Source organism: Pseudoxanthomonas sp. CF385 (genome assembly GCF_900104255.1).
In the GTDB taxonomy this organism is placed as follows: domain Bacteria; phylum Pseudomonadota; class Gammaproteobacteria; order Xanthomonadales; family Xanthomonadaceae; genus Pseudoxanthomonas_A.
Map to the genome: position 1 here is coordinate 730,582 of NZ_FNKZ01000002.1, position 12,724 is coordinate 743,305.

At 62.8% G+C, this 12,724-nt stretch carries 16 protein-coding genes; all 16 read left to right on the forward strand.

The window, feature by feature from the left end:
• The first annotated feature begins 251 nt into the window (after positions 1-251).
• The 16 genes from BLT45_RS13645 to BLT45_RS13725 all read left to right on the forward strand — a co-directional run bounded on the left by BLT45_RS13645 (position 252) and on the right by BLT45_RS13725 (position 12,511).
• Positions 252-1,022 (forward strand): NRDE family protein, encoded by a 771-nt coding sequence (locus BLT45_RS13645; protein ID WP_093301008.1) that lies wholly within the window; start codon positions 252-254, stop codon positions 1,020-1,022.
• 286 nt (positions 1,023-1,308) lie between these two features.
• Entirely contained in the window at positions 1,309-2,529 is a 1,221-nt protein-coding gene (locus BLT45_RS13650; protein ID WP_093301010.1) for a tyrosine-type recombinase/integrase, read from the forward strand.
• A gap of 155 nt (positions 2,530-2,684) precedes the next feature.
• Positions 2,685-3,320: a hypothetical protein gene (locus tag BLT45_RS13655; protein ID WP_139188021.1), complete on the forward strand. Its 636-nt coding sequence runs from the start codon at positions 2,685-2,687 to the stop codon at positions 3,318-3,320.
• A gap of 94 nt (positions 3,321-3,414) precedes the next feature.
• Positions 3,415-3,612 carry a helix-turn-helix domain-containing protein gene (locus BLT45_RS13660; protein WP_093301014.1) on the forward strand — a complete coding sequence of 66 codons (198 nt, stop codon included), beginning with the start codon at positions 3,415-3,417 and terminating at the stop codon, positions 3,610-3,612.
• Complete coding sequence (locus tag BLT45_RS13665) at positions 3,609-3,836, forward strand: hypothetical protein (RefSeq protein ID WP_093301016.1); 228 nt, start codon at positions 3,609-3,611, stop codon at positions 3,834-3,836. Before BLT45_RS13660 ends, BLT45_RS13665 begins: the two co-directional genes overlap by 4 nt.
• Positions 3,836-4,693, forward strand: coding sequence for a hypothetical protein (locus tag BLT45_RS13670; protein WP_093301018.1), 858 nt, complete (start codon positions 3,836-3,838; stop codon positions 4,691-4,693). Before BLT45_RS13665 ends, BLT45_RS13670 begins: the two co-directional genes overlap by 1 nt.
• Positions 4,693-5,958, forward strand: a complete 1,266-nt coding sequence (locus BLT45_RS13675) for a replicative DNA helicase (protein ID WP_093301020.1) — start codon at positions 4,693-4,695, stop codon at positions 5,956-5,958. Before BLT45_RS13670 ends, BLT45_RS13675 begins: the two co-directional genes overlap by 1 nt.
• 71 nt (positions 5,959-6,029) lie before the next feature.
• Positions 6,030-6,707 (forward strand): helix-turn-helix domain-containing protein, encoded by a 678-nt coding sequence (locus BLT45_RS13680; RefSeq protein WP_093301022.1) that lies wholly within the window; start codon positions 6,030-6,032, stop codon positions 6,705-6,707.
• The gene (locus BLT45_RS13685) at positions 6,704-6,886 is read left to right on the forward strand and encodes a hypothetical protein (protein WP_093301024.1); all 183 of its coding nucleotides are present in this window, start codon (positions 6,704-6,706) and stop codon (positions 6,884-6,886) included. Before BLT45_RS13680 ends, BLT45_RS13685 begins: the two co-directional genes overlap by 4 nt.
• Positions 6,887-6,958: 72 nt before the next feature.
• Positions 6,959-7,531: a hypothetical protein gene (locus BLT45_RS13690; protein WP_093301027.1), complete on the forward strand. Its 573-nt coding sequence runs from the start codon at positions 6,959-6,961 to the stop codon at positions 7,529-7,531.
• Positions 7,532-7,772: 241 nt separating this feature from the next.
• The gene (locus BLT45_RS13700; RefSeq protein ID WP_217629566.1) at positions 7,773-8,591 is read left to right on the forward strand and encodes a hypothetical protein; all 819 of its coding nucleotides are present in this window, start codon (positions 7,773-7,775) and stop codon (positions 8,589-8,591) included.
• 43 nt (positions 8,592-8,634) lie between these two features.
• Positions 8,635-8,925: a hypothetical protein gene (locus BLT45_RS13705; protein WP_139188022.1), complete on the forward strand. Its 291-nt coding sequence runs from the start codon at positions 8,635-8,637 to the stop codon at positions 8,923-8,925.
• Positions 8,922-9,479, forward strand: a complete 558-nt coding sequence (locus BLT45_RS13710; protein WP_093301038.1) for a hypothetical protein — start codon at positions 8,922-8,924, stop codon at positions 9,477-9,479. Before BLT45_RS13705 ends, BLT45_RS13710 begins: the two co-directional genes overlap by 4 nt.
• A gap of 214 nt (positions 9,480-9,693) precedes the next feature.
• Positions 9,694-9,921, forward strand: a complete 228-nt coding sequence (locus BLT45_RS13715) for a hypothetical protein (RefSeq protein ID WP_093301040.1) — start codon at positions 9,694-9,696, stop codon at positions 9,919-9,921.
• A gap of 124 nt (positions 9,922-10,045) precedes the next feature.
• The gene (locus tag BLT45_RS13720; RefSeq protein ID WP_093301042.1) at positions 10,046-10,369 is read left to right on the forward strand and encodes a hypothetical protein; all 324 of its coding nucleotides are present in this window, start codon (positions 10,046-10,048) and stop codon (positions 10,367-10,369) included.
• Positions 10,370-10,645: 276 nt separating this feature from the next.
• Positions 10,646-12,511, forward strand: a complete 1,866-nt coding sequence (locus BLT45_RS13725; RefSeq protein WP_093301045.1) for a DUF262 domain-containing protein — start codon at positions 10,646-10,648, stop codon at positions 12,509-12,511.
• Positions 12,512-12,724 lie beyond the last annotated feature (213 nt).

Below are 12,724 nucleotides of genomic sequence, written 5' to 3' on the forward strand. Positions count from 1 at the left end.
TCCCTCTGTTGCCCACCTTAGCACCGCGCACAGGGTTGTCAACAGGAACCCGAAGGGGAAATCGCTTGGCGGATCAATGGTTTGCGGCGAACTTCAGAGACTTGTTCAAGCCTTATCCACAAGTCGCTGTTTCGTCTCAAATTTTGAGATTGAGCCACGATTCAGTGAGGTGACCGTCGCTTCACATCCGGCCCGTCCGCGTGCATGCGAGCGGAGTGGAAGTGCGCAAACCGGGGGTCCAGAATCGCGGGATGTGCCTGGTTGCGCTCGCCTGGAATGTCCACCCCCGCTGGCGGCTCGTGCTGGCCGGCAATCGCGACGAGTTCCACGCCCGTCCCACGGCCGCCCTGGCCGCCTGGGAGGCGCCGGCCGGGATCCTCGCCGGCCGCGACCTGCAGTCCGGGGGAACGTGGGCCGGCACCGACCGGCAGGGGCGCGTGGCCGTCGTGACGAACGTGCGGGACCCGGCCATCGTCGTTCCGGGCGCACCGTCGCGCGGCCAGCTCGCCACGGGATTCCTGGCCTCGCCGGATGGCGCGGACCATCGCACCGCCGGTCTGCTGGTGGCGGCGGAGTCCTTCGCACCGTTCAACCTGGTGCTGGCCGATGCGACGACCTGCGAGTACCTCAGCAACTACCCCACACCCCGCCGCATTCCGTTGGCACCGGGCGTGCACGGGCTGTCCAATGGAGACCTAGACGAACCTTGGCCGAAGACGGTTGCACTGAAGGCGCGGCTGGCGACCTGGATCGCCGCCGGCGACGAGGATGTGGCGCCACTGTGGGCGGCGTTGGCCGACGAAACGCCCGCACCGGACGAGCGCCTTCCGGATACCGGCGTAGGCCTCGACCTCGAACGCCGGCTCTCTCCCGCCTTCATCCGCGACACCCGCTATGGCACCCGCGCCAGCACGCTGATCGCCATCGACCACCATGGCCACGGTTGGATCAGCGAGCGCCGCTTCGGACCGGAAGGCGTATTCGAAGGCGAGACGACGTTGCGGATTGGCATCGAGGCGTAGCGCATTCGCGACTCACGTCGCTCCCACATGAGAAACAGAACAGCCGCTCCTAATAGCCCCCTGAGTCAGGGGGCGGCGAGCGCACCGCGCGAGCGGGGGTGTGGCAGCGAAGGCCTGGGGCCCAAAGTTCGCACTGCGAACTTTGGGAGCTTCAACGCGCTTCGCGTTGAAGCTGGCGGCGGAGCCGGCCACTTAACTGATCCGGAAAATCCCTTGTTCTAGGGGCTTTGAGCTGGTCCATCGTGTCGGCGTACCCGAAAACGTACCCAATACTAAGGAAAGCCCCATGCTCACCCTGTCTACGATCAAGGCCGCCAAAGCCCAGCCCAAGCCATACCGCCTGCCTGACTTCGGCGGTCTGTTTCTGCAAGTACAGCCGTCCGGCGGAAAGGTCTGGCGCTTGCGCTATCTCCGTCCCGGCACGCGGAAAGAGAACATGCTGAGCTTCGGCTCGTTCCCGACCGTCTCGCTGCAGGACGCCCGTGAGGCCCGCGAGGATGCCCGGCGGCTGCTGAGCCGCGGAATCGACCCCGGCATGCGAAAGAAGACCGAGAAGCTGGTGACGGCCCAGAAGGCGGCTAGCACTTTCGGCGCCATTGCCGACGAGTACTTTGACAAGCGGGCACGGGAGACGGACGAAGACCCGTCCAAGCGAGAACGCAGCCGCTACGACAACCACCTGAAACCCATCATCGGCAACGTGCCGATTGCCGACGTGACGGCACCCATGCTGCTGTCCGCTTTGCGCAAGCCCGAGGCCGCCGGCAAACTGGAAACCGCTCGTCGGCTGCGGGCCATGTCTGGGCGCATCTTCCGCTACGCCATCGCCACCGGGCGTGCCACCCGCGACCCGTCCGCCGACCTCGTGGGTGCATTGACGATGCCGACGCCGACCAACTTCGCCGCGGCCACCGACCCGAAAGACCTGCCCGACCTGCTGCGCGCACTGTGGAGCTATGCGGGTGGGCCGATTGTCTCGGCCGCCCTGCAACTGACTCCCCTGCTGTTTGTTCGCCATGGTGAACTGCGCTCGGCTCGCTGGGCCGACATTGACCTCGATGCGGCCGAGTGGCGCTTCTCTGCGAGCAAGACCAAAACGCCGCACATCGTTCCGCTGGCAACGCAGGCCATTGAGATTCTCACCGAGCTGCACAAACTCACGGGACGTGGTGCATACGTGTTCCCCAGCGCCCGTGGGGGTGACCGCCACATGTCTCAGGTCGCCACTCTCTCCGCTATGCGTCGCATGGAACTGCCCGCCGACCTCGTGACCAATCACGGCTGGCGTGCCACAGCCCGCACGTTGCTGGACGAAGTGCTGGGCTTCCGTCCCGACGTCGTCGAGCACCAGCTCGCGCATGCAGTGAAAGACCCGTTGGGTCGTGCGTACAATCGCACCTCCCACCTGCCGGAGCGCAAGGTGATGATGCAGGCGTGGGCGGACTATCTGGACAGCCTGCGTACCGGCTCGAATGTTGTGGCGATTGAATCGCGCCGGAGCGCGTAAGGAAAGCAATGGGGAGGACGACTGACCGCCTGCGAAAGCACCACCCGTCACGCGGCCATGAAACGGTGTTCGACCGGTCAGATTTCACTCGATTGCTGGAAACTCATCTTGGTAGCACCCTCACCTCCGTGCGGCCGGAGGACATTACGCGCCTGATGTTCGCCATCGGTATCGCAGCGTCAGAGGAGTCGAGGATCACGGCCGGGCATGAGTCGAGGAAGGACAGCCTCGCGGCGCTCAGAGCGATGTTCCGCCTGCCTGATGACGATCTGATCGCCGTGTTACCGACTTGCGATATGGCGACGTTCGGCCGAATCCAAACAGCACAGACCGAGCTGGACTACCGCCGTAACGGGATTCCCATCGTCGAAGTGCCGAGCTCGACGCTCACTGATGCCGACGAGGTGGACGCTAGGCTGATCCATAGGCGGTCCATCGAGTTACCGACAACCGGGCGGCAACTCTACCTGCCAATGGGCATTGACGGCCTGCGTGAAGCAGTAGCGGAAGCAATCGCGGTCGCTGAACAGGAAACCGGTAGTGCGGGCAACAAGTCCAAGCCGCACATGGAAGATCTGGCGGAAGCCTGCAACGATTTCATGAGGAAGTACCCACTACCCAGAAGAAAGCACGATGCTCCATCGCGCGATGTACCCCTGTCCGCACCGGTGAGGTTCGCCACCGAGATTTACGCGCTGGCGGGAATGAACGGCATTGGTGACTCGAGGGTTGAGCAGCTACTTACTCGTGCGAGGAGGCGTACGGAGAAGGGAAATTGTAAGCCTGCCTGAAATTCCCAAATAAGTAGGGATACATCCCCTCTCACGGTTAGCAAAGTGTCCAGCAAGGGCGGCAGTGGTCGCCGAATGGCAAAGGACATTTTGTATGACGTTTCATCCGAACGACCTCCTCGATGAAAAGGAGGCGGCGAGCTACCTGAAATTCAACGCCAAGACGCTGCGCAACTGGCGGGCGACCAAGCAAGGTCCGGAGTGGGTGCGCGTCTCCACGCGCTCCATCCGCTACCGCTTCTCCGATCTGGAAGCCTTCATCGCCGCTTCGACGGCGAAGGTGGTTCCGTGAGCGCCCCGGAATCCGTTACCGACTCGGCGCTGGTGTGGGTTGATGGTCACCACTTCGTGTTCATGCACCGTGGTCGCGAGGTCTGGAGCTGCTGGCCGGCCGACACCAAAGACGTGGACATGCTGCTGGAGGTGATCCTGCCCGAGAAGAACTGGTTCACCCTCGATCATCGCAACCAATTCGTGAATCTGTTGGAGGCGCGCTTCGGCGCGAAGTTCCGCTAATGCGCGACTATGGGAAGGTTCACACTTCGTTCTGGGAAAGCCCGTCGGCGCGCGCGCTGACGGGTGATGGTCGCTACCTCGCGCTGTACCTGTTGACCTGCAAACACAACACCACTGCGGGCGCGTTCCGTTTGCCGGATGGCTATGCGTGCGAAGACCTGCAGTGGACGTTTGAGCGGCTCCACGAGGTTTTCCGCGAGCTGATCGAAAGCGGCTTCGCTACCCGTTGCGAAGTTTCGAAGTGGGTATTCATCCACAAGCATCTCGACTGGAACCCGCCCGAGAATCCGAATCAGGGCAAAGCCGTCGCCAAGGTCGCGGCGATGGTGCCCGAGTCTTGCAGCTGGAAGCAGGAGTTCGAAATGGTCTTGAGCCGTTTCCAGACCGTTCCTCAGAGCACCCGCAACCCTTCGGAAACCGTTCCGGAACCCTTCGCTAACCAGAAACAGAAGCAGAAGCAGAAGCAGAAGAATGATGGCGCTGGCGCGCCCGAATCCAGCTTTGAGAATCTGAGCAACGAAGGCAGTGAGGAGCTCGCACAGATCACCAAGCAGCCCGCTGCCCTCGGCGTCTGCGAATTGATTGCCGAGGGCATCGATCCGCAGCACGCCAAGGACTGGCTGAAGGTGCGCAAAGACAACCGCGCGCCGCTCACTCAGACCGCGTGGGACGGCGTGAAGGCAGAAGCAGCGAAGGCAGGGATCACTCCCGCTCAGGCTGTCGAGATTGCCGCTACGAGCTCGTGGCGCGGCTTCAAGGCAGACTGGGTCATGAGCGGCAGCATGAAACAGGGCACGGCCGCTGAGGTCTCCAAGGCGAGCCAGCCCGGCGGCGGGCGCAAGCGGCTGGGCTCGTAATGCAGACTCCCATCCATGCGGAAGAAGCCGTACTCGGCGGCATCTTGCTCTGCAACGACAACTATCACGACGCGGCCCGCTGGCTGACGGCCGATCACTTCACGTCCATGACTCGCAAACGAGTGTGGGGCGCGCTCCGCGAGCGCATCCTCTGCGGGGAGCTGGCCGACACGATCACCATCGCCGAGAGCCTGCCGAATGATGCGGACGAAGTGTTCGCCCTCGTCGAGGCTTGCGTAACCGCCCGGACGGTTGATACGTACATCCGCATCGTCCACAACAACTGGCGGCTCCGTGAGGCAGCCCGGATCGGGGCAAGCCTGATTGCCAGTAGCCGCGAAGGTGGGGATGGCGTGAACGAAGCCATTGGCGCGCTGCTGCGGCTCAACGCGACGGTGACGGAACACGAGTTCACCGGCCAGCAGGCGATGCGCATGGCGTTCGATCAGGCCCGCGCCGCATACGAGAACGGCGGCAAACTCCCCGGCATCACGACCGGCCTCAACAAGCTGGACGCGATCCTCGGCGGCTTCCACGACTCCGACCTGACCATCATTGGTGGCCGTCCGGCGATGGGCAAAACCGCATTTCTGCTGGGCTTGGCGGAAGCGGCGGCGCAGTCTGGAGTTCCCGTGGGCCTGATCAGCGCCGAGCAACCTGCGATCCAGATCGGCATCCGTCGCGTCTCCCTGTCCTCGGGCGTGGCCGCCGCCCGCATCCGCTCTGGCCAGTTCGAAGAGGAGGACTGGGGCAAGCTGGTGTCGGGGATGACCAAGTCCAAGGATGCCCCGGTTTGGATCTATGACCGCAGCGCCGTGACGCTGGATGAGCTGATCAGCGTCGCGCGCAAGTGGAAACACACCCACGGGATTCGCGCCTTGTTCGTGGACTATGCGCAGCGCATCACGGTGCCCGGCACTGACCGCATCACGGAAGTTGCGACCGTGGCGCGCGGCCTGAAGAACCTCGCTCGTGACCTCAACATCCCGGTGATCGCACTCGCTCAGGTCGTGAAGGGTGTCGATACCCGCGAGGACAAGCGCCCGAATGCTGGCGACCTCGCCAACTCCGACGAGCTGACCCGCGAGGCGGACCAGATCCTGATGCTCTACCGGGACGAGGTCTACAACGCTGACACCCGGAACAAGGGCACTGTCGAGGTTCTGATCGAGAAGAACCGCAACGGCCCGATTGGTTTTGAGCACTTCGCCTTCTTGCCCGAGACGATGAAATTCGCTGACCTCACGCCTGAGCCGGAATTCTAGTCACAAGCACGAGCCCCCACTCCACTACGGTGCCGCTCTGCACCGCGATTCTCACCAAGGAAGCAAAACCAATGAATGACTTTCGAACCCTCAGCCGCACCGGCACCTGTGATGCAGCCGACACCGATGAACCCATGGGCGTGTTCGAGATCCTGAACTCCTCCATGCCCGCCGCTACCAGTGCTGCATTCATTGCCACCAAGCACGATCAAGACGCCTTGATCCGCACCATCGGTCAGCGGATGCGTGAGGCTCGCGAGCTGTGCAACCTGACTCAGAGCGAGGCGGCGCGCCGGTTGGGCTACGCCAACCCCTCCAAGTTGTCGAAGGTGGAGGCGGCAACCGACACGAATAGCGTTCCGCTGTGGCTGATCCATAGCGCCAGCAAGTTGTATGAGGTCAGCGTGGACTACTTGTTCGGTATCACGGACGACTGGGAGACCGGTGTGCCGCGCGGTACGCAGGCGTTCCTACTCGACGCATGGCAGAAAATGCGCGAACGAGACCTGCTGGCGCTGGATCGCCTGCACCGGGAAGTCGTCGCGGTCAGTGGTGGCGCCGGTGCAATGCTCTGCGCGGTCAAGGAATTGTCGGCCGCCATCAGTCTCTATTGCAGCCGCAATCCCGGCTTCGCTGAGACCCTCGGCTCGGCGACCGTGATGCACCGTCTCGGCCGGCTGGAAGCGGCAGCAACCGTTGCCGAAGTTGATCTGAGGAAGCTGCGCCTCTCTTCGCAGGAGGTCGTATGACCAGCGCCCTGACCAGCCCCGACCCCGATACCAGCCACTCGACGCAAACGCTCCCTGCAGAGTCCGAATACGTGAGCGGCGGCGACACGACGTTCGTGAGCACGGAAGCTCTCGACCGCCGGACGTTCGATGAAATGGAGCGCTTGGCCCTACGCCCCTACCGTTGGGGATCGACCTAAAGTACGGAAAAAGGGCCCGAAAGCCCGCTTAGAGCGGCGAGAACATGACTCCACCATATAGGAGTCATACGAATGAAGATCCAGAACACGTTGCCGACGATCGACGGCCCGACCATGATGGAACTCTCCCGCTCGGGCGTGCTCGCCGAAGCGAATGAGGTCCGCAAGACCATCCAGCGCGCTCTGGGCGAGCTGAACCCGGCCGGCGTCGTTTCGCTCGCCCTGAGCCTCAACCCCGATGACCCGCCGGCCTCCGCCCTCTCCAAGGTCAAGGCCGGCATCGGCGAAGCCGTCAGCGCGCTGGCAGCCGCCGGCACCGCTTCGGGCAATGCGCACCGCGCTGAGCAACAGCGCCTCGCCGGCACCGTGGCTGCGGCGACGCATCGCACGCTGCAGATCGCCGGCGAGCTGGCGAACATCAAGGCGCGAATTCGGTCGGGTGAGTACCACGAGAACGGCAAGCGGGATCGCCTGCGCGCAGCGGGCCTCGACGGCGAAGAACTGGACCGCGCTGCCGCGCCGTTCGATGCGAGCGCCCTGAACGCCGAGCACGCCACACTGGTCAAAGAGCAAGACGCCCTCGAAGCGTTCCTCCGCAGCCGCGATTCGAAGCACTTGCCGGAAGGCTTCGAGGTTTCCCCGTAATGGGCGCGCCCTGCCGCGCCACCACTGGCCGCCCGCCCAGCGCCTCCGGTGTCCGCGCCGAGGCTGCGCGCCACGCCCGTGACAGTGTGCGCGTGCTGGCCGAGGTGGCTGCCAGCCACGCCACTTCCGTGCCTGACCGCGTGCGCGCAGCGGAGATCATCTTGACCTTTGCCACCCTCCGCAAGGACCGCAGCAAGGACACTCGCCCGGCACAGGAGGGGGCGACGGCATGAGCGGTGGCTTGGAGATCAGCATCGTGTCGCGCACCCTGAGTTCCGAGTGGCATGGCCTCTCGACGCACTTGATCGCCAAGTTCTACGAGGTGGCGCAGCAGGATGGCTCTTGGGTCGATGCCGGCAAGGGCGTGACGGTATGTGCTCCGCTCACTGAGGCCGAAATCGACGCGACGCTCAACTGGCAGAGCCCGTTCGAGCAGTCCGGCCCCGAATCCTCCATGCCCGCGCTCATGGCGATGCTGCAGTCCGGGGCCATCCAACCCGTGCTCAACTCGCTCGATAGTCTCGCCGAAACCGTGACGGATGCGACCGGCACGGCGCGCGTACTGAATCCCGTCAAAGACAAGGTCGCCGCGGGGCTAAAAGCCGGCGCACGGGGGCTGGAAGGCCGCACCGGCATCACGCGCTTGAACTCCATGCAGGTGTTCTCCGGAATGCCGCCCGTCAAGATCACGGTCGTCGCCCTATTCCGGGCATGGAAAGACCCCGCCAAGGAAGTCGAGGCGCCAGTGAATCAGCTCATGTCGTGGGCATTGCCGGAGCAATTGAGCGACATGGGCCCGCTCCTTTCCCGAGCGGCCGACTACGCCGCTGGGGGCTCCACTTCGCCCACCGACGTGCTCGCGCCCTCCAAGGCTCCCAGCAAGATCGCGATGACCTACAAGGGCAAGACCTACGCGCCGCTGGTGATCGAGTTCATTGGCCAGCCCATCGCATCCCCCGTGAGCAGCGACGGCCGCTACGTCGAAATGCTCGTGCCCATGACCCTTTGCACGCTGACCGCGCTGGACAGGGGAGACTGGAAGCGAATCAACGGCGGCTAACGTCTGCCACAGCAATGAACAACCGGAATAGGAGCAGGAAAACGTGGAAACCGAGAATGTGATTGCGCAGACGGGGATGCAGGTTTACGTCGCCTCGCTGATGGCCATGAAAGAGGACATGGCCACTTTCCGCTCAGATCTGGGCGCCGCCTTCGACGCGATTGACGACGCCGGCCTCCTGCGGCTCATCCGGGTCGCCTACCACGACGGCGAGCACGTCACGGACATGACCGGCCGAATCGACGCCTGCCAGTCCGCGATCAAGCGCGCACTGAGCGGTGGTGCTCTCGATTTCGCGCAGCGGCTCGCCGCCATGGAGGAGGGAGCGCCGTGACCGCGAAGAAGGCGCGGCGCAAAGCCGCCAAGGCACCGCCGGAGGCGAAGAACGGGCGCCCGACCAAGTACCGCCCCGAATTCGCCGAGCAGGCTCGCAAGCTGGCCCTGCTGGGCTTCACTGACGAGAAGATGGCCGATTTCTTCGAGGTCGAAGTCCGCACCATTTATCGCTGGAAGGCTGAGCACGCCCAGTTTTGTCAGGCCGTAAAGGCGGGCAAGGACGATGCCGACGCCACGGTCGCCAACACCCTGTATCGGTCGGCGCTCGGGGGCGGCACCGTCACGGAAGTGAAGCAGGAAACCGACGCCGACGGCAAAGTCATCCACCGGAAGACCGTGAAGGAACTCCCCGCCAACGTTACCGCGCAAATTTTCTGGCTGAAGAACCGACAGCCCCAGCAATGGCGGGAGAAGGTCATCGTCGAAGACGCGACGCCGCCGGAAGTGATCGCCGAGACGGCGGCCCGCTTCGACGAAATCATGCGAATTGCACGCGAGCGCCAGCGCACGATTCTGGCGACCCGTGGACTGCTGCAGGAGGGAGAGCAGTGACGGGGAAGACCGCACACGCCCCGCCCCGCTTTCGCGCCTCCGAAAGGCGCCGCATGGCAGCTCTCTGTGCACTGTCCGGCGATGAGGTCATTGGCGCGTCGCTGGCAGATCCGGCGCCGATGCGGATTCGCCGACCCGCGCCGAAGTCCCGAAACCGCCGCAAGAAGCCGTGAGCCATGACCCGCAGAACCCTCAAACCCTAATGGATGGACCAATGACGTCTGAAACGACAACCACCGGCATGCTGCGCGACGCAATCCGTGCACCCTACGTGAAACCCGAGGAGCCGAAGATGCGCGCTCAGGCGCGACAGAATCTCCGTACGGCGGTAGCCGCCTTGAAGGTCGAGATCGCTGCCAGCGCGGTCTACATGGCGCAGCCCCAGAAGAGGCGGATCACTGAACTGGCGAAGACACTGGAGGCGCATATCCAAATGCTGTAGACGCCCGATCTGCAAGCCATGGAAATACCGCTATTGATACCTGAAACAATACCCGTAGGGCGTCGTATCGCAGCCCGCAGCGCTCCATCATGCTCCCCACGCAATCACGCAACCGGGAGCCACCATGATGAACCTTCGCCCGACCCCAGCCGTCGCCCTGTCCAGCCTCTACGTCACCGTGAAAGAATTGTGTGCATCGCAGGATGCTGCGCTCATGCAGATCCTCACCATGGCCAAGCTGGCGCGGAACGGGCTCAACGACGACATTGAAGACGCAGCGGAACATGCCGGACATGTCCTCGACGCAATCATGCGAATCGCTGCGGCAATCATTGCTGACCTCGACGTGGCCCAGAACGAGATTGAAGATGCCCGTCTGCGTGGCGGCGAGACGGGTGACGGTTCGACCCTTGCTTCATCGCCGTTCGCGTCCCCGCAGCCGTTCTGAGGCCGGTAGAATCTTCCATGTCCGGCGGTGCGCGCGAGCTTGCCATCCGCACCTGCAAGTAGTCCATGTCCACCCTCGGGGCTACGCCGGACACCCACGCAACGGCCGCAACTCATGGCCGCTTGCTTTTTTTTGGCACGGTACCGGACTGTTTGGCCGGCACCGAAAACTGGACGACCCAAACCACAAGCAAACGGCTCGGAACTTCCTGGCGACGGCCCTGGACGGCGATCCTCCGGCATAATCTCCCTGGGCTTACTCAGCAGAGGGAAGGGCATGAAGTCGGAAACCTGGACGATCCAACAGGTGTTCCAGGAACGCCGACAGTACAAGGTGCCGTTCTACCAACGCGCATATGTATGGACGCTCAAAGGGCAATGGGAACTGCTCTGGGCGGATATCAAGGACAAGGCCAACGAACGGCTCACTGGGGTCAAGCCTGCACCTCACTTCCTCGGCGCCATTGTTGTTGAACCCCAGGAACGCATTGCGCTGCGCGGCGTCGATACTGCGCACATCATCGACGGCCAACAACGGCTAACAACGCTTCAGTATGTGCTGACCGGCTTTCGCTTAGCAGTGCGGGAACTTGGGATCAAGGAAGTGGACTCGTTCCTATCGTCGGTCTTGGACAATCCCCATCCCGATACGATGGCAAACCCCGATGTTGAAGTGTTCAAGGTGTGGCCGACCTTCAGCGATCAGGCACATTTTACTGCGTCGATGACCTCTGATTCATTGACGCAGTTGAAGCAGCGCTATCCCGATCACTTCACCCAAGCCGGAAACATCCGCAAGATAGGCAGCCTCCACCCTGGCTCCCTGGAAGCCGTCTGGGCCTTCGCTGACTGGGCGAAGGAATGGATACAGGCCAACGGTGCGGCCAGTGCGGAAGCCCTGGTGATGGCCGTGCTTCAAGACCTCAAGGTGGTGCTCATTTCGCTAGAACGGGGCGATGATGCCCAGGTGATTTTCGAGACATTGAACGGACGCGGCGCCGAACTCCACGCGACCGATCTTATCCGCAATCACTTGTTCATGAGCATGGATCCGGCCACCGAAGACCCGGCCCAGCTCTACGAAACGAAGTGGAAGCAGTTTGAATCGCCACAGTGGAAACAAGGCGAAACTCGCGGGCGCATGACCAAGCCACGCCTGGAATGGCTGGTCTACAACTTGATTCGAGCGGAAACCGGACAGGAAGGCGATCTTGCCCGGCTGTATGTCGATTTCAAGGATTATACGAAAACGCTCACGGCCACACGGCAATTGGAAGTGCTGGATACCTATGCCAGCCACTACCTGGACCTGCTGACTAAGAAGGGCGACCGACCCATTGCCGGATTTGGTCGCCGCCTCGCTGCCTATGACGCCACGACGACTCATGCCCTAGCCTTAAAAGTTTCAACGGCCAACCTCGCACCGAGCGACCAAGCTGCGATCTTCAATAGCCTAGTTTCCTACATCGTGCGCCGTCAGGTCTGCGGCCTGACCACGAAGAATTACAACAACACTTTTATGTCGCTACTGCGCCAGTGGTCGAAGGGGGCGCTGACGCATGACGCCTTCAAGGCGCTGCTGGGCGTGTCCCAGGCCGACGCCACCCGTTGGCCAGATGACGCCGAGTTCACACAGGCCCTGGTCCACGCACCGTTGTATCCCGGACGCTTGGACGCGCCGCGTTGCCGTTGGCTGCTAACCGAACTGGAAGGCTATCTGCGCAGCCAGAAGAAGAGCGAGGAACCGCAGGCACCCGACCTCTCGAATCTGGACATCGACCATCTCATGCCTCAGTCGTGGTTTGAGTATTGGCCCCTGCCGAAGGGCGACAAGGGCACGAAGATCGAAGCGGATGCCGCCTACTTGCTGGAGCTCACGGGCGGCACCTTGAGCGACCATCAGGCCGCGATCCGCACCCGCATGAGAACGGTGCCTTCACTGGGCAACCTCACACTCTTGAACTTGAGTGTGAACCGCGAAGCCCAGAACAAGGCTTTCCCAATCAAGCAGAAGCTTTTCATCGAACACACGAACCTTAGCCTGAACACGAAGCTGATTGCCTTGGACTCGTGGGACGAAACCACCATCGCCCAGCGTGGCGCGTTGCTGGCAGACGCGGCGGTGAAGATCTATCCGCGGTGAGTTGAAACCCGCCCCTGTTCGTTCCACATGGCCGTCCCAGTTGCTGCCCCACCCAAAACAGCACGCGGACTGCATGTGTCTCCTGGGCTGGCCTTGGTGAACGCGCACTTGGTACTGCCCATCGACGGCGGCATCGGGTCAGCCTCAAGTGCTCGATCTCGGTCAGCTGATACTCGCCTCACAGGGAGGGGGTGGAGGGGGGTGTATCAACCC